A 16,493-nucleotide genomic window follows, 5' to 3' on the forward strand; every position below is an offset into this window, starting at 1 on the left:
TCAGGCCTCCAACCTGTTCAGCCGGCGTGCGACGTTCCGGTTCAGCTGGGCGCGCCACCGATCGCGGTAGCTCTTGGCACCGTCATCTCCGACGACCGCGGCGCAGAACGCGGGAATGTCGTCGCCCAGCACCTCTTCGGCGCTCTGACCGTCGGCCGACGTGGTCTCCAGCAGTCCCAGCACGCCGTGGGCGATCGGGGTGAGTTTGCGCCCGGTGACGTCGCCGTGCAGGAAGAGGTTCTTCGCGAACTCGTCCCAGGCTCGCCGGTAATCGTCGGGCAGCGCCTCGGCGCGGGCGGCGAAGCCCTTCCAGTCCTTGGTCAGATCGCTGCCGGTCACCTTCTCCCAGAAGTTCATGATCCGCTCTCCTTCAGTCGTTCGATCCGTGTCGAGACGAAGCGCCACTTCTCCCAGAACGTCGCGAGCTCCCGACGACCCGCTTCGTTCAGAGCGTAGAACTTGCGCGGCGGCCCGAGCTCGGACGGCTTCTTCGTCACATCGACGAGACCGCTCCGCTCCAGCCGCAGCAGGATCGTGTACACCGTCCCCTCGACGACGTCGGTGAACCCGAGATCGTTCAGGCGGCGGGTGATGGCGTAGCCGTAGGTCTCCTCGGACTGGATGACCGTGAGGACGCATCCCTCCAGCGTCCCCTTCAGCATCTCGGTCAGGCCGTCCATCGTGATCCTCGCGTTCGTGCTCCGTGGCTTACTACTACGTGTCACAAGGTACCACTACATTGTGCCACTGACTAGCGAGTGGGTCCGTCATCGTCCGAACCGGGCCCCGCATCCCGCCTAGAATCGAACGCATGCCCGCAGGCGAGTCCTTCTACATCACCACGCCGATCTACTACCCGTCGGACGTGCCCCACATCGGGCACGGCTACACCAGCGTCGCCGTGGACACCCTCGCGCGCTGGCACCGCCAGTCCGGCGACGACACCTGGATGCTCACGGGCACCGACGAGCACGGCCAGAAGATGCTGCGCGCGGCGGCGGCCAACGGCGTGACCCCGCAGGAGTGGGTGGACAAGCTCGTCAGCGAGAGCTGGTTCCCGCTGCTGACGACCCTCGACGTCGCCAACGACGACTTCATCCGCACCACGCAGGAGCGGCACGAGACCAACGTGCAGGTGTTCTTCCAGAAGCTCTACGACGCGGGCTACATCTACGCCGGCGAGTACGAGGCGCTGTACTGCGTGGGCTGCGAGGAGTTCAAGCCCGAGTCCGAGATCGTCGACGGCACCGGGCCCTTCGAGGGGCTCAAGGTCTGCGCGATCCACTCCAAGCCGCTCGAGCTGCTGCAGGAGAAGAACTACTTCTTCAAGCTCAGCGAGTTCCAGGACCGCCTGCTCGAGCTGTACAAGACCGAGCCCGACTTCGTGCGCCCGGACTCGGCGCGCAACGAGGTCGTCTCCTTCGTCTCCCAGGGCCTCAAGGACCTGTCCATCTCGCGCTCCACGTTCGACTGGGGCATCCCGCTGCCGTGGGACACCTCGCACGTCATCTACGTGTGGGTCGATGCGCTGCTGAACTACGTCACCGCGGTCGGCTACGGATCCGACGAGGCCGCGTTCGAGCGCCGCTGGCCCGCGTACCACGTCGTGGGCAAGGACATCCTGCGCTTCCACGCCGTCATCTGGCCGGCCATGCTCATGGCGGCGGGCCTCGAGGTGCCCAAGGGCGTGTTCGCGCACGGCTGGCTGCTCGTCGGCGGCGAGAAGATGTCGAAGTCGAAGCTCACCGGCATCGCGCCGACCGAGATCACCGACGTCTTCGGATCCGACGCGTACCGGTTCTACTTCCTCTCCGCGATCGCCTTCGGGCAGGACGGATCTTTCTCCTGGGAGGACCTGTCGGCGCGCTACCAGGCCGAACTCGCGAACGGCTTCGGCAACCTCGCCTCGCGCACGATCGCGATGATCGAGCGCTACTTCGACGGCGTCGTGCCGGCGGCGGGGGAGTACTCCGCGCAGGATCTCGCGATCCAGGAGCTGGTCGCGAAGGCCGCGGCCGATGCCGACGCCGCGGTCGAGCGGTTCCGCATCGACGAGGCGATCGCCGATGTGTGGACGATCGTCGACGCGCTCAACGGCTACATCACCGAGAACGAGCCGTGGGCGCTGGCCAAGGACGAGGAGCAGCGCGAGCGCCTCGGCACCGTGCTGTACACGTGCGCCGAGGGCCTTCGGGCGCTCGCCGTGCTGCTGTCGCCGGTGATGCCGCAGTCGACCGCGAAGCTCTGGGACGCTCTGGGTGCGGAGGGCGGCCTCGGCGCGCTGACCGCGCAGCCGCTGCGGGACGCCGGACGCTGGGGCCTTCTGCCGGCGGGCATCAGCGTGCACACGCTCGCGCCGCTGTTCCCGCGCATCGAGGCCACGGCCTGACCGCATGAGCGAGACGCCGGACACCTACGTGCGCGAGAGGGCGACGGAGGGGCGCAAGGACCTGCGCTACCCCGAGGCCCCCGAGCCGCTCGCGGTGCCGGTGTACGACAACCACTGCCACCTCGAGATCTCCGATGGCCCTTCGACAGGCTCAGGGACCGCGGGACTGTCGCTCGGGGAGCAGCTGGACCGGGCGGAGGCGGTCGGGATCGCCGGGGTCGTGCAGGCCTCGGGGGACATCGAGTCGTCCCGCTGGGCCGTCGACGCGGCCGAGTCGGATCCGCGCGTGCTCGCCGCCGTCGCCATCCACCCGAACGACGCTCCGACCTACGCCGAGGCGGGTCGACTGGATGAGGCGATCGCGGTGATCGACGAGCTCGCCGCCCGCCCGCGCACCAGGGCGATCGGCGAGACCGGACTGGACTACTTCCGCACGGAGGAGCCGGGACGCGCCGCCCAGCACGCGTCCTTCGAGGCGCACATCGCGCTCGCGAAGAAGCACGGCATCGCGATGCAGATCCACGACCGGGACGCCCATGACGATGTCCTGGAGACGCTGAGCCGCGTCGGCGCGCCGGAGCGCACGGTGTTCCATTGCTTCTCGGGTGACGACGCGATGGCGCGGACCTGCGCCGATGCGGGCTACTACCTGTCGTTCGCGGGGAATGTGACGTTCAAGAACGCGCAGAACCTGCGCGACGCGCTCGCGGTGACGCCGCGGGAGCGGATCCTCATCGAGACGGACGCGCCGTTCCTGACGCCGGTGCCGCTGCGGGGGCGTCCGAACGCGCCCTACCTGATCCCGATCACGCTGCGCTTCATGGCCGCCGAGCTCGGCGTCGACGTCGACGAGCTCGGCGCGCAGATCGCCGCGAACACGCTCGAGGTCTACGGCTCGTTCGCCTGAGCCTCATCGAGCACGGGGCGTGCGGAGACGATCTGGGAGATGGGGCGCCAGACGAGCAGCAGCGTGAGCGCCGCGCCCGCGAAGGCGAACCACCACGGCGCGGTGAGGCCCCACGCCTGGGCGATCACGCCGCCCAGGGCCTGGCCGATGACCATGCCGCCGAACACGCCCACGGAGTTCACCGACGCCACCCGGCCCTGCAGCTCGTGCGGCACGAGCCGCTGCCGCACGGTCGTCGAGATCGTGCCCCAGATGAACGCGTAGAACCCGAACACGAACATGATCAGCAGCGCGATCCAGCCCTGCGTGGTCAGTGCGAACGCCAGGTGCATGACCACCTCGAGCGAGAGGCACACGCGCATCATCGTGGCGAAAGACACGTGGCGCTCGAGCCGGCCGAAGCTCACCGTCGCGAGGAGCCCGCCCGCGGCCGAGGCCGTCGTGAGCATCCCGTAGCCGACCGCGCCCATGTGCAGGTGCTCGGTGGCGTAGAGCACGAGCACACCCCAGGGCGCCGCCCAGGTGACGTTGAACAGCAGGATGATGAGGACGAGCATGCGCACGGGAGGATTGCGCCACAGCCAGCGCAGGCCCTCGGCGATGTCGGTGTGCACCTTCACCCGGCCAGGCGCGGATCCGGCCGCCTCGCCGGCCGAACCGGTCGGGGCGGTCCCGGAGCCCGTCGAAGGGCGCGGCGGCACCGGCGTCCGCGCGATGCGGGAGATGAGCACCACCGCGAGGCTCACGCACACGGCCTCCAGCAGGAACGGCCAGGCGTGGCCCGCGGCGAACAGGAACGCGCCGAGCGGCGGGCCCGCGAACTGGTTCGCGACGAGGAACCCGGCCTGCAGGCGGGCGTTGCCGAGGCCGAGGTCGGCCGGCTTCAGGAGCATCGGCAGCAGCGTGGATCCCGCGGTGTCGACGAACACCTCCGCGGTGCCGTAGAGGAACGCGGAGGCCAGCACGATCCAGATGTTCGCCACACCCGTGACGAGGAACGCGCACAGCGCGAGCAGCACGACGGCACGCGCCGCGTTCGCGACCATGACGAGCCGGCGGCGGTCGAAACGGTCCGCGATCGCGCCCGCATGCAGCCCGAAGACCAGCCAGGGCAGGAACTGCAGGATCGCACCGGCGGCGACCAGGATCGGCGACGAGGTCATCGACGCGATCAGCAGGGGAGCGGCCGCCAGGGCCACGCCGTCGCCGACGTTGCTCGTCCAGCTGGAGGCGAGCAGCCAGCGGAAATCCCTGCCCATGCGCCGGGGCGCGACGAGTTCACCGATCGAGGGCATCCGAGAAGACTATCGACCGTAGGGGACAATGGTCAGATGACCGTCTCCCTGCTCGGCGCCGCCGACATCCGCCGGCTCGCGGCCGAACTCGATGTGACGCCCACCAAGAAGCTCGGCCAGAACTTCGTCGTGGATGCGAACACCGTGCGCAAGATCGTCCAGGCGGCCGACGTCCGGCCCTCCGAACGGGTCGTGGAGATCGGGCCGGGCCTCGGATCCCTCACCCTCGCGATCCTCGAGACGGGGGCGAGCGTCACGGCCGTCGAGATCGACCACCGCCTCGCCGAGCGCCTGCCGCAGACCGCTCGGGACCGCGGCGTGCCCGAGGGTGCGCTGACCGTCGTCGACGCCGACGCGATGCGCGTGACGGCGCTGCCGGGGGAGCCGACGGTGCTCGTCGCGAACCTGCCGTACAACGTCTCGGTGCCGGTGCTGCTGCACTTCCTCGAGACGTTCCCGTACCTCGAGCGCGGCGTCGTCATGGTGCAGGCCGAGGTCGCCGAGCGGCTCGCGGCCAAGCCCGGCTCGAAGATCTACGGCACGCCCAGCGTCAAGGCGGCCTGGTACGGTCCGTGGAAGCTCAGCGGCACCGTGTCGCGCCAGGTGTTCTGGCCGGTGCCGAACGTCGACAGCCTGCTCGTCGGATTCCACCGGGATCCGCAGCCGCGCGGATCCGAGGAGGAGCGTCTGCGCACCTTCGCGATCGTCGACGCGGCGTTCAACCAGCGCCGCAAGATGCTGCGCCAGGCGCTGTCCGGGATCTTCGGCAGCTCCGCCGCGGCGTCCGCGGTGCTGGAGTCCGCCGGGGTCGCGCCGACCGCGCGCGGCGAGGACCTCACGGTCGACGACTACCACCGCATCGCGCTGGCGGCGCCGGCCGCCTGACGTCCTCGGATCCCGGAGGGTAGAGTGCCGATCGTGATGCTGATCGCGGTGCTCGACGAGGCGATCGTCCGGATGGACGTGTCGCTCGCGCTGTCGCTCACCGCGATGCCGGCCGCGTGGCTCCTCGCCCTCGGGCTGGCGGCCGTCGGCCTCGTGCTCCTGGGGGCGCGCGGCCGGATCCGGATGCAGGCGATCCTCGCCGCGATCCTCGGCGGGAGCACCCGGATGGCGGTGCGCCCCGCGGAGGGCGCGCGGTCCGAGATCCTGGCCGGGACAGTGTTCCGACCGGCTGGAGCGCGCGGTGCACGCTCACCGGGGAGAGGGCCGCTGCGCTCCCCGCTGCACGGCTGAGCGGTCCACCGGATCCCGGCGGCGTCTTCGACGACCCCGAGCGATCGGTATCGACCCCGGCCGGACGTGCGGGCACGCGCGCGTGTCCGTCTGTCCGTCGACCCGGAGTCCACCATGCCCGTCCTGCCCCCGCCCCGTGTCCGCCCGCGCCTGCTCCGGATGATCCGCTACCGCCTTCTGCGCCTCAGGCACCGATGCGCCGAGACGGCGCTGCGTCATGCCGTGCGCATGGAGGTGTGGGTCTATCTCGCCGCCGGCGCGTTCCTCGGGTTCGAGGGGCTGGAGGCGCTGCTCGGTGCGATGCTCATCGCGCCGGAACTGGTTCCGCTCGTCCTGCTGGCGCTCGCCGTCGTCTGGACGGCGAAAAGGCGCGGCCGCTGGATCCTGCGGCGGATCGCGCTGGCGCGACGGCGGCGCAGATCGCGGAATCCTCGACGCTCCGCGGCCTGATGGCGCGGATCCTCCCCGCGAAGTTGTGCCCTCTCGGGATCGGGTTCCCGAGAGGGCACATTCACTTCGACTGGAGGTACCTTCACGTCGACCGAGTCCCCAGTCCCGGTCGACTTCCTCAGCTGAGGTCTAGACAGTAACACCGGATCGCCTTGTCCCCCAAATGGGGGACAAGAACAAATGCTGAGAGTTTGCCGAGAATGGGGTCGACGGGCCGGTCGGGAACCGCTTCGCGCGCATCTCGAGCGCGTGCAGCCAGGCGATGACCGACCCGAACGCGAGCCCCTCGAACACCGTGAGGGTGAGCACGCCGGCGATCAGGCCGACCATGCCGAGGGTGAGGACCACGACCGCCCCGGTCGCGATGCGGTCGAGATTCCGGGAGAGGCCGCGCAGGTACCGGCGGTGCAGCAGCAGCAGTCCCGCCGACGAGGCGAGCGCTCCGTTGGCCGCGCGCTCGTGGGCGAAGACGTTGAACGAGAGCGGCAGCATCCCGATCAGGATGAGGCTGAGTCCGAGGGTCGCGATGAGCAGCGGAACGTACGCGGCGGCGGCACCCGTTCCCCGGAATCCCGCGGCAGAAGCGCCGCGGAGACCGCGCATCACGGGGACCGCGGAGAGGCCGATCACCGCCCCCGCCAGGACCATGCCGCCGTTGAAGAACATGCTGGAGGCATCGTCCGTCGCGCCCAGCCGGCTGAAGCAGGACAGCCACCAGAGGGAGTCGGGGGTCGTCAAAGCAGCGGCGGGGATGCTCGCGCAGAGCACGCCTGCCGCTGTCAGGACGAACGGTACGCGTCGGTGCCAGTGCATGACGATCCTGTCGCCGCACGCTCGGGCGAATGCATTGGCCGGGTAGGGATCCGCACTCGGGCGAGCGTGATCGGACGCGGATCGGGCTCGGTCCGCGGTTGGCGGATCATCTTAGCGAGCCTGGGAAGACACGGCGAGCCGGGCAGCGACCCCCGGGGCGCCGCGACGCACGGCCCGCGCATCGCACAGGCGCCGATCAGAGCGGGCGACGCTAACCTGGGACGGTGACCGAGCCGCGCTTCCGCCCAGACGTCCTCGACATCCACCGCCCCTACACCGCTGCGGCGGACCGGTACGAGGGGGCGCATTTCCGTCAGGTCGGATCCTCCGGACTGTACCTGCCGGCGATCTCGCTCGGGCTGTGGTGGAACTTCGGCGACAACATTCCGCTGGACGATCAGCGCACACTGCTGCGGCACGCCTTCGACCGGGGCATCACGCACTTCGACCTCGCGAACAACTACGGACCGCCCTACGGATCCGCCGAGAAGAACTTCGGCCGCGTCTTCGCCGAGGACTTCCGCCCCTACCGCGACGAGCTGATCATCTCGTCGAAGGCGGGCTGGGACATGTGGCCGGGACCGTACGGCGACCTCGGCAGCCGCAAGTACATCCTGGCGAGCGCGGAGCAGTCGCTGACCCGGATGGGGCTGGACTACGTCGACATCTTCTACTCGCATCGCGTGGACCCCGTCACGCCGGTCGAGGAGACCGTCGGCGCACTCGACACCTTGGTCCGCCAGGGCAAGGCCCTGTACGTCGGCATCTCCTCCTACAGCGCGGAGCGCACCGAGGCCGCGATGGACGTCGCGCGTGAGCTGGGCACGCCCCTCGTCATCCACCAGCCCTCCTACTCGATCCTGAACCGCTGGATCGAGGACGGGCTCACCGAGACCCTCCGCGAGGAGGGCATGGGCGCGATCGCGTTCACGCCGCTCGCCCAGGGCCTGCTCACCGACAAGTACCTCGGCGACGGCACCGCGGCGCGCGCCCAGAAGCGCGGATCCCTGCCCGACAAGCCGCTCAGCGACGAAGGGCTCGCGATCCTGCGCGCTCTCAACGAGCTCGCGCGCGAACGAGGGCAGAGCCTCGCCCAGCTGGCGCTGCAGTGGGTGCTCCGCGACGGCGTGGTGGCCTCGGCGCTCATCGGCGCCTCGCGTCCCGCACAGCTCGACGAGAACCTCGCCGCCCTCGACGCGCCGGAGCTCACCGCGGCGGAGATCGCCCGCATCGACGCCATCGCGGGCGCGGGCCTCGACGTGAACCTGTGGTCGGTCTCGTCGGAGCTGTGAGCCGATGAGCATCGCGGAGGAGCAGGCGGACGAGCAGCCGCTGCGGCGCGTGCACGTGCGCGCGCCCGGCAAGGTCAACCTCTTCCTCGGCGTGGGGGATCTCGACGACGACGGCTACCACGAGCTCTCCACGGTCTTCCAGGCGGTCTCGCTCTATGAGGACGTGATCGCGACCTCCGCGGACGACTTCACGATCTCCGTGTCGGGTGTCGCCGATCCGTCCACGGTCCCGCTCGACGACCGCAACCTCGCGATGCGCGCCGCCAAGGTCCTCGCCGCGGCGACCGGCTACGACGGCGGGGTGCACCTGGACGTGCACAAGCGCGTGCCCGTCGCCGGAGGGATGGGGGGAGGATCCGCCGACGCCGCGGCCGCGCTCGTGGCCTGCAACGAGCTGTGGCGCACGGGGCTCGACCACGGGCGCCTGCACGAGCTCGCCGCGCGGCTCGGAGCAGACGTGCCCTTCTCGCTCATGGGCGGCACCGCCGTCGGTTCGGGGCGGGGCGATGTGCTGACGCCCGCACTGTCCCGCGGCCGGTACGAGTGGGTGCTGCTCCTCGACGACGAGGGCCTGTCCACGCCCGCGGTCTACCGCGCGTTCGACATGGTCATGGCCGAGGACCAGCGGAGCGACCCGGAGCGGCACGCCCAGCACCGCCGGCTGGATCCCGTGCAGGTGCCGCCGTCGTTCTTCGAAGCGCTGCTCACGGGGGAGGCGTTCGAGCTCGGGCAGAGCCTGCGCAACCAGCTGGAGGCGGGATCCTTCCGGCTGCGCCCGCAGCTCGAGGAGACCATCGACGCGGTGGTCGGCGAAGGCGGCGGGCCGGCTGTGAGCGGGATCGTCTCGGGGTCGGGGCCGACGCTCGCGTTCCTCTGCGAGACGGCCGAGGGCGCGGACAGCACCGCCGAGCGGCTGCGCGGGTGGGGGCGCACGGCGCTGCGGGCGCACGGCCCCGTGCGCGGCGCGCACGTCGTCGCCGCGGACGACTGAGCGACCGGCGAACGAGCCGGGCGGGCCTCAGCGCTCCTCGGCGGTGAGCAGGCGCAGCTGCATCATCGCGGAGAACCGCGATTCCGGATCCGCGAGGTCCAGCCCGCTGATCTCGGCGAGCCGGCGCAGCCGGTAGCGGAACGTGTTCGGGTGCGTGTAGATGCGGGCGGCCGCGATGCTGACGTCTCCGAACGCGTCCAGCCACGCCCGCAGCGTCTCGACGAGCTGGGTGCCCTTCTCGCGGTCGTGGTCGATCAGGAGGCGCACCGGCCCGGTCGGCTGGTCCCCGCGCGCGCGGGCGAGATCGCCGAGCTCGACGAGCAGGGCGTCCACCTGCACCGCGGTGAACAGCGCCACCGGCTCTCGGTGCGGGGAGTGCTGCAGCACGCGCAGCGCGCGGTCCGCGTTCACCCGCGACGCCGGGATGCTCTGCACGTCCTCGGCGACCGTGCCCACCCCGACGCGCACTTCGCGCGTGCTGCCGAGACGCCCGAGGAAGTCGGACGCGACCCGGGAGGCGCGCAGGTCGGCGTCGCCGTGATCGGCGCGGATCCCGACGACGGCGTAGACGACGTCCCCGATCGGCGCGACCGCCGAGCGCAGGTACACGGCGCCGAGATGCATCGCGAACGCATCCGCGATGTGCTGCCGCTCCGCGATGGCCCTCGCGTCCGCGGAGGACTCGTCCCTGGTGCGATCCGCGGCGGCGAGCGCCAGCACGACGCAGCGGTGTCCGTCGAGCCGGAGCCGGGACGCCGCATCCGCGGCCCCGCCTCCGCCCTCCAGGACGGTGGCGAGCAGGTCGGCGCGGAGCCGTCGCTCGACGTCGGCTCCCGCCCGCTGGCGGAGCATGTGCAGGGCGACGAGGCCGGCGGAGTCCTTGAGCGCGCGCACGCGATCCGCGGTGAGCGGCTCGTGCACGGCGGCCCAGATCGAGCCGAGGATCTCGTCGCCCGCGCGCACGGCGAGGGCGACCCGGGGGAAGGACGGGACCCCGTCGGCGTCGACCGGATCGATGTCGATCGGATCCTCGCTGCGGTACAGATCCCGGAAGACGCCGCGCTCCTCGAGCTGACGGGTGAAGCGCTCCGGCACCTGGCGGCCCAGGACCGTCTCCACGCGGGCGGGGTCGGCCTCGTCCTGGCGTCCGGAGAACGCCACGACGCGCGAGTTGCGGTCCTCGATGGTGACCGGCGCGTTGAGCAGGGTGGCGATCGCGTTGGCGAGCGCGAACAGGTCGCCCGAGGGCATTCCGCCGAGCGTCTGCGCCCCCTGGTCGCCGACGTCGCCCTCCGCGATCAGGGAGCGGAGCATCGCGGCCAGCTGCGCCCAGGACGCGCCGCGCGTGAGGGCGAGCACGGGGATGCCCGATGCCTCGGACGCGGCGAGCACCTGCTCCTCCGCGCGCACCGGTGCGCGCAGCACGAGCGCGGTCGCCTGCTGCGCGGCGAGCGCGGCGAGCAGGTCGGCGATCTCGGCCGGATCGCTCAGCCCCACGCCGAGCACCATGGCCCCGCGCATCGGCATCCCGTCGTCGAGCACGTCGTGGATGACGACGGTCTCGATCTCCGCATCGCCGTCGGCCGCACCGCACACCACCTCGAGCAGCGTGGTGCCGAGGTCCTCCACCACGCGACCGAGACTGGCACGTGGACGCGTCGTCACTGACATGAGCACAGCCCCCAGGGTAGGCGGCGGGCGTGCGGCCCGCGATGGTGCGGGACGCCCGAATCGAGGGTGGAGTTCGTCGGAATCGACGAAGGGGCGGTGCGCGCGGGGCTGGTCATGCGGGATCAGGGCTCAGCTGCGCAGGTAGGCGAGGACGGCGAGCACGCGGCGATGACCGCTGTCGCTGGCGGCGAGACCGAGCTTCGCGAAGATGTTGCCGATGTGCTTGCTCACCGCGGTCTCGGTGACGAAGAGACGGGCGGCGATCGAGGCGTTGTCGAGCCCCTCCGCCATCAGGCCGAGCACCTCGCGCTCGCGGGGCGTGAGAGCGCGCACCGGATCGTCGGCGCGGCGGCGGCTCATCAGCTGCGAGATGACCTCGGGATCCATGACGGTCCCGCCGGCGGAGACGCGGTGCAGCGCGTCGATGAACGAGGCGACCTTGCCGACCCGCTCCTTGAGGAGGTAGCCGAGCGCGCCGGCGCCGTCCGCGAGGAGCTCTCCCGCATAGCGGTCCTCCACGTACGCGGAGAGCACCAGGACGGGGAAGCCGGGGCGGCGGCGGCGCGCCTCGGCGGCCGCCTTCAGCCCCTCGCTCGTGAACGTCGGGGGCATCCGCACATCGAGCACGGCGGCGTCGGCCTCGTCGAGGCGGGCGAGGAAGTCCTCGCCGTTGTCCACGGCGGCGATCACGTCGAACCCCTCGCTGCGCAGCAGGAGGGCGAGTCCCTCCCGCAGCAGGGTGTCGTCCTCGGCGATCACGATCCGCATGGCAGCTCCGTCCTCAGTACTGTCGGCCCGCCGGCCGGGCTGGTGAGCGTCATCGCGCCCTCGAAGGCCTCGAGGCGCTTGCGGATCCCCGCGTAGCCTCCGCCGGGTCGCTCCACGGCGCCGCCGACGCCGTCGTCCTCCACGGCGACCTCGAGGACGTCCTCCCGGCGGCGCACGCGCACCGCGGCGGCGGTCGCCGCGCTGTGCTTGTTCACGTTGCTGAGCGCCTCGGCGACGATGAAGTAGGTCGCGGACTCGACGGCGGCGGGAACCCGGCCCACCCCGCCCGCCTCGAGCGTGCAGGGCACGGCGCTGCGGCCGGCGAGCGAGGCCAGGGCGCCCTCGAGCCCGAGCTCGTCGAGGATCGGCGGGTAGATGTCGTGCACCGTGCGGCGCAGGGCCGAGAGCGCCTCGGTCGCGGCCTCCTGCGCGCGATGCAGCTGCTCGACGGTCTGCCCGTCCTCGCCCTGCATCGAGCGCTCCGCGATCCCCAGCATCATGACGACCGAGACGAGCCGGTTCTGCGCGCCGTCGTGCAGGTCGCGCTCGATGCGCCGCAGCTCGGCGGCGTGCGCGTCCAGCGCCGCGGCGCGGCTCAGCGTCAGGGCGTCCACGCGCTCGGCCAGGCTCGATCGCAGGGGCGCGGCCAGCAGGCGTGCGGAGATCAGCGCCAGAAGGCGCGTGACCGCGGGGATCAGCGCCCAGGAGATCAGCACGTAGACGAGGGCGATGAGCGGCATGGTCGCCGCGAGCGGCCAGGACGTGACCGGGTACGGCGCCGTCACCGGCTCGTCGACCGGAGCGTACTGCCAGTAGAACGGCACGGCCAGGGCGTTCACCGCGCCCAGCGGGATCACGATCGTCACGATCGAGATCGAGAAGAGGGGGACCGCGTCCACCGCCAGCCAGAGCGCGTCGCGCACGGTGGCCGGTGAGAACGCGAGCTGGATGCGCTCGTCGATCGTCCGCAGGTCCTGCGGCACGGGTGCAGGACCGCGGATGCTCTCGTCGCGGTAGGCGCCGATGCGACGGCGCGCGCGATCCGACCAGCCGTGCAGGATCCTGACGGCCCCGGGCAGCAGGAGGACCCCGCCGGGGATGATCATGAGCGGGATCAGCACGAGGCCGGCGCAGAACAGGAGGATCGACACGGCGGACGTCACGGCCTCGACGGCCACGAAGCGCCAATCCCGCAGCCAGCGCCGCACCGGTCCCTGAGTCATCCCGACAAGTCTGCCGGAGCGGGAGGCCCCGCACGGTACAGCCAGCTGCACCATCGGGGCGGTGCCCAGCAGGATGGGCATCGCCCCGGGTGCTTCCTAGCGTCGAAGCATGACGACTTCATCCGCACCATCCCGGCCCACGCAGGCCGGCGACGCGCTCCGCCTCGAGAACATCGTGAAGACCTACGGATCCGGAGCGAACACCGTCCCCGCGCTGCGCGGCGTCGACCTCACCCTTGCGCGGGGGACCTTCACCGCGATCATGGGGCCGTCGGGATCCGGCAAGAGCACCCTGCTGCACAGCGCCGCGGGACTCGACCGGCCGACGAGCGGCCGCGTGGTCCTCGGCGACACCGAGGTCTCGTCGCTCAGCGCACGCCGGCTCACCGAGTTCCGGCGGGATCACGTCGGCTTCGTGTTCCAGGCGTACAACCTGCTGCCGGCCCTGAACGTCGAGGAGAACATCACGCTCCCGTTGCGGCTCGCACGGCAGAGGCTCGACCGGGAATGGCTCGACTTCCTGCTCGAGTCGGTCGGGCTGGCCGACCGGCGTCGGCGGCGCCCCTCCGAGCTCTCCGGCGGGCAGCAGCAGCGCGTGGCGATCGCCCGCGCGCTGATCACGCGGCCGTACGTGGTCTTCGGCGACGAGCCCACCGGCGCACTCGACTCGCGGTCGGGCAAGCAGGTGCTCGACCTGCTCGCGCACACCACGAAGGCTCTCGCGCAGACGGTCGTGATGGTCACGCACGATCCCGTCGTCGCGTCGCACGCGGACCGGGTGATCTTCCTCGCCGACGGCGCCTTCGCGGGACACCTCGACGGCGCCACGCCCGCGGAGATCACGGACCGCATGAGCTCGCTCGGGGAGTGGTGATGGCCGGCGCACGATTGGGGTTCGGCCGGCTCGTCCGGGCCGACCTCCGGCAGAACAGGGGCGGCTTCGTCGGCGTGGCCGTCGCGGTGTTCGTCGCGAGCGCCCTCGTGACGGGCCTCGGCGTCCTGGTGGAATCCGGTGTCCGCGGCGGGCTGGCCCCGGTCCGCTACACGGCGGCTCCCGTGATCGTCGGGGCCTCGCAGCAGGTGGAGGTGCCGGAGGATCTGCCGGTCCCGCTGCACGAACGCGCCCCCCTGCCCCAGGACGCGGCGGCGCAGGTCGCGGCGGTTCCGGGCGTCGACCACGTGGTCGCCGACGTCACGGTGCCCCTCGTGGATGCGGGCGGGCGCGTCGTCGAGGCGCACCCCTGGGGTGCGGTCGCCCTGGCCGGCACCGCGCTGCAGGAGGGCGCAGAGCCGGCCGGCGCGGACGAGGTCGTCGTGACCGCCGGCCGCGCGGAGGGACTCGGCGCCCGGATCGTGCTCGCGCACGGCGGGACGCCCGAGGAGTACCGGGTCGTCGGCGTCGTCGAGGCCACGGCCGGAGCCGAGCGCGCCCCGCAGGTGTACCTCAGCAGCGCGCGCATCGCGGAGCTGGATCCGCGCGGCGGCGCCGCGCAGACCCTCGGGGTGTTCCCGGCGCCCGGCGCGGACGCGGCGGAGACGGCGGAGTCGATCCGCCGGGCGGTGCCGGGTCTCGCCGTGCAGACCGGCGCGGGGCGGGGCGACATCGAGTTCCTCGACTCCGGGGCGGCGCGCTCCACGCTCGTGACGATCGGCAGCGCGTTCGTCGGGACCTGCGTCCTCGTCGCGCTGTTCATCGTGTCCGGCACGCTTTCGCTGTCGGTGCAGTCCCGCCGTCGCGACTTCGCGCTGCTGCGGGCCGTGGGAGCGAGCCCGAAGCAGGTCCACGCGCTGGTGTCGCGCGAGGTGATGTCGATCGCGATCGTCGCGGGACTCCTCGGCATCGTCCCCGGATACCTCCTGTCCGGCGTCCTGCAGCGCGCGTTCGTCTCCGGCGGCGTGATCCCCGGCGACTTCGCGCTCGCCGTCGGCCCTGCGCCCGCCGTGGGCGCGCTGCTGCTCGTGCTGGGCGCCGCCTGGGCGGCCGCGAGGATCGCCGCGCGCCGACCGGCCGGACTGGATCCGATCGAGGCGCTCCGGGAGTCCTCGAGCGGACCGACGCGCATCGGACCCGCCCGGTTCGTGAGCGGCGGGATCCTCGCCCTGGCGGGGCTGGCGGTCTCGGCCGTCCCGCTCTTCGCGCGCGGCGTGGCCGCGGCCGGCGCCTCGGCCGCGGCGGCCCTCATGCTCATCGTGGCGCTCGCGCTGCTCGGCCCGTGGCTCGTCGCGCTCGTGATGCGCGCGGCGGCTCCGTTCCTGGGCCGCCTGTCCGCGGCCGGCTTCCTGGCCTCGGCCAACGGCGTCGCGAGCAGTCGGCGCCTGGCCGGCGCGATCCTCCCGATCGCCCTCGGCGTGGGCCTCGGGCTCGTGCAGATCGGGGCGCCGTCGATCGTCGCGCACGAGTCGGCCGCGCAGGCGGATGCGGGCGTGACCGCTGCCCTGCGGGTCAGCGCACCCGCGGGCCTGTCATCGGGCGCGGTCGCAGGACTCGGGGAGATCCCCGGGGTCGCCACCGTCGCCCCCATCGCCCTGAGCGGCGCGATCATCGGCTACAAGGAGTTCGACGGCACGCCGAAGAACGCCGAACCCGTGCTGCAGGGCGTGGATCCGGCAGCGGTCGAACGGACCATGGACCTCCAGGTCCGGGCGGGTGCGCTGACCGGGCTCGACGGCGCGGGCACCGTGGCCGTGAGCAGCGATGCGGCGCAGACCTGGGGCGTGGGCGTGGGGGACGCGATCGAGGGCTGGTTCGGCGATGGCACGCCGCTGCATGCGACGGTCGTCGCGGTCTACGAGCGCGGCCTCGGGTTCGGCGATCTCACGATGGACGGCGCGGCGGTGCGCGCGCACACCACGAGCGCTCTCGACGCCTTCGCGCTCGTCGCCGTCGACGCCGGGCAGGCCGAGCAGGTGCAGGCGGCCGCGGTCGCGCAGGGGTTGCACGCGGCCCCCGGGGGCGGGCAGAAGGCCGCCGGCGCCGATGCGCAGTCGCAGCAGGGCTGGGTGAACCTCGTGGCGCTCATCGTCATCCTCGGCTACATCGCGATCGCGGTGATCAACACGCTCGTGATGGCGACGGGAGAGCGCTCCCGGGAGTTCGCGCTCCTGCAGCTGATCGGATCCTCGCGGCGCCAGGTGCGCGCCATGATGCGGACCGAAGCGGTCATGGTCGCCGTGATCTCGACGGCGTTCGGCGTCATCGTCGCGATCCCGCCCCTCATCGGGATGAGCATCGGCATCTCGGGCCGGCTCGTGCCGGAGCTTCCGGTGCTCGCCGTGCTGGGACTCGTCGGCACGATGGGCGCCCTGGCGCTGGCGACCCTGTGGGTCGCGACCCTGGGCGCGATGCGCACCCGGCCGATCGAGGAGATCGGATCACGGCAGTGACGGCCCGCTGACGAGGAGGCCGACGACGAAGAAGGGCGGCCCCGCGGATGCGGGGCCGCCCTTCTCGGTCGCGG

Annotated in this window: 16 protein-coding genes; 9 read left to right on the top strand and 7 right to left on the bottom strand. The window is 72.0% G+C overall.

Going from position 1 to position 16,493, the window contains the following annotated elements:
* A complete protein-coding gene (locus ACIPY5_RS17150; RefSeq protein WP_400972814.1) occupies positions 1-357 on the bottom strand; it encodes a DUF1048 domain-containing protein in 357 nt (118 codons plus the stop codon).
* On the bottom strand, positions 354-680 hold the full coding sequence (locus ACIPY5_RS17155) for a PadR family transcriptional regulator (protein ID WP_309341489.1): 327 nt from the start codon (positions 678-680) through the stop codon (positions 354-356). The genes ACIPY5_RS17150 and ACIPY5_RS17155 overlap by 4 nt, the downstream gene beginning before the upstream one ends.
* Before the next feature lie 131 nt (positions 681-811).
* Here ACIPY5_RS17155 and metG point away from each other — a divergent pair, with 131 nt between their 5' ends.
* Positions 812-2,389 carry a methionine--tRNA ligase gene (gene metG / locus ACIPY5_RS17160; protein ID WP_400972817.1) on the top strand — a complete coding sequence of 526 codons (1,578 nt, stop codon included), beginning with the start codon at positions 812-814 and terminating at the stop codon, positions 2,387-2,389.
* A 4-nt stretch (positions 2,390-2,393) separates the two neighbouring features.
* Positions 2,394-3,296: a TatD family hydrolase gene (locus ACIPY5_RS17165; protein ID WP_400972820.1), complete on the top strand. Its 903-nt coding sequence runs from the start codon at positions 2,394-2,396 to the stop codon at positions 3,294-3,296.
* On the opposite strand, the gene ACIPY5_RS17170 is transcribed toward ACIPY5_RS17165, so the two are convergent.
* Complete coding sequence (locus ACIPY5_RS17170; protein WP_400972823.1) at positions 3,278-4,591, bottom strand: MFS transporter; 1,314 nt, start codon at positions 4,589-4,591, stop codon at positions 3,278-3,280. The genes ACIPY5_RS17165 and ACIPY5_RS17170 overlap by 19 nt on opposite strands.
* 36 nt (positions 4,592-4,627) lie before the next feature.
* Between ACIPY5_RS17170 and rsmA the strand changes: the two genes are divergently transcribed.
* The 3 genes from rsmA to ACIPY5_RS17185 all read left to right on the top strand — a co-directional run bounded on the left by rsmA (position 4,628) and on the right by ACIPY5_RS17185 (position 6,277).
* Positions 4,628-5,476 (top strand): 16S rRNA (adenine(1518)-N(6)/adenine(1519)-N(6))-dimethyltransferase RsmA, encoded by an 849-nt coding sequence (rsmA, locus tag ACIPY5_RS17175; RefSeq protein WP_400972826.1) that lies wholly within the window; start codon positions 4,628-4,630, stop codon positions 5,474-5,476.
* A gap of 33 nt (positions 5,477-5,509) precedes the next feature.
* Complete coding sequence (locus ACIPY5_RS17180; RefSeq protein ID WP_309356895.1) at positions 5,510-5,827, top strand: hypothetical protein; 318 nt, start codon at positions 5,510-5,512, stop codon at positions 5,825-5,827.
* A 159-nt stretch (positions 5,828-5,986) separates the two neighbouring features.
* Positions 5,987-6,277, top strand: coding sequence for a hypothetical protein (locus ACIPY5_RS17185; RefSeq protein WP_400972829.1), 291 nt, complete (start codon positions 5,987-5,989; stop codon positions 6,275-6,277).
* A 129-nt stretch (positions 6,278-6,406) separates the two neighbouring features.
* On the opposite strand, the gene ACIPY5_RS17190 is transcribed toward ACIPY5_RS17185, so the two are convergent.
* Entirely contained in the window at positions 6,407-7,090 is a 684-nt protein-coding gene (locus ACIPY5_RS17190; RefSeq protein ID WP_309356897.1) for a hypothetical protein, read from the bottom strand.
* 224 nt (positions 7,091-7,314) lie between these two features.
* Between ACIPY5_RS17190 and mgrA the strand changes: the two genes are divergently transcribed.
* Together mgrA and ACIPY5_RS17200 are read left to right on the top strand one after the other, a co-directional pair.
* The gene (gene mgrA / locus ACIPY5_RS17195) at positions 7,315-8,382 is read left to right on the top strand and encodes an L-glyceraldehyde 3-phosphate reductase (protein WP_400972832.1); all 1,068 of its coding nucleotides are present in this window, start codon (positions 7,315-7,317) and stop codon (positions 8,380-8,382) included.
* A gap of 4 nt (positions 8,383-8,386) precedes the next feature.
* Positions 8,387-9,373, top strand: a complete 987-nt coding sequence (locus ACIPY5_RS17200) for a 4-(cytidine 5'-diphospho)-2-C-methyl-D-erythritol kinase (RefSeq protein ID WP_400972835.1) — start codon at positions 8,387-8,389, stop codon at positions 9,371-9,373.
* 27 nt (positions 9,374-9,400) lie between these two features.
* Here ACIPY5_RS17200 and ACIPY5_RS17205 read toward each other — a convergent pair whose 3' ends face one another.
* The 3 genes from ACIPY5_RS17205 to ACIPY5_RS17215 all read right to left on the bottom strand — a co-directional run bounded on the left by ACIPY5_RS17205 (position 9,401) and on the right by ACIPY5_RS17215 (position 13,035).
* Positions 9,401-11,005 carry a PucR family transcriptional regulator gene (locus ACIPY5_RS17205; protein ID WP_400972838.1) on the bottom strand — a complete coding sequence of 535 codons (1,605 nt, stop codon included), beginning with the start codon at positions 11,003-11,005 and terminating at the stop codon, positions 9,401-9,403.
* A 168-nt stretch (positions 11,006-11,173) separates the two neighbouring features.
* A complete protein-coding gene (locus ACIPY5_RS17210; RefSeq protein WP_400972839.1) occupies positions 11,174-11,812 on the bottom strand; it encodes a response regulator in 639 nt (212 codons plus the stop codon).
* Complete coding sequence (locus tag ACIPY5_RS17215) at positions 11,800-13,035, bottom strand: sensor histidine kinase (RefSeq protein ID WP_400972841.1); 1,236 nt, start codon at positions 13,033-13,035, stop codon at positions 11,800-11,802. The genes ACIPY5_RS17210 and ACIPY5_RS17215 overlap by 13 nt, the downstream gene beginning before the upstream one ends.
* A gap of 109 nt (positions 13,036-13,144) precedes the next feature.
* Between ACIPY5_RS17215 and ACIPY5_RS17220 the strand changes: the two genes are divergently transcribed.
* Together ACIPY5_RS17220 and ACIPY5_RS17225 are read left to right on the top strand one after the other, a co-directional pair.
* Positions 13,145-13,909: an ABC transporter ATP-binding protein gene (locus tag ACIPY5_RS17220; RefSeq protein ID WP_400972844.1), complete on the top strand. Its 765-nt coding sequence runs from the start codon at positions 13,145-13,147 to the stop codon at positions 13,907-13,909.
* Entirely contained in the window at positions 13,909-16,419 is a 2,511-nt protein-coding gene (locus tag ACIPY5_RS17225) for an FtsX-like permease family protein (protein ID WP_400972847.1), read from the top strand. The genes ACIPY5_RS17220 and ACIPY5_RS17225 overlap by 1 nt, the downstream gene beginning before the upstream one ends.
* Positions 16,420-16,493 lie beyond the last annotated feature (74 nt).

It is taken from the genome of Microbacterium sp. NPDC089698 (assembly GCF_044749045.1).
In the GTDB taxonomy this organism is placed as follows: domain Bacteria; phylum Actinomycetota; class Actinomycetes; order Actinomycetales; family Microbacteriaceae; genus Microbacterium.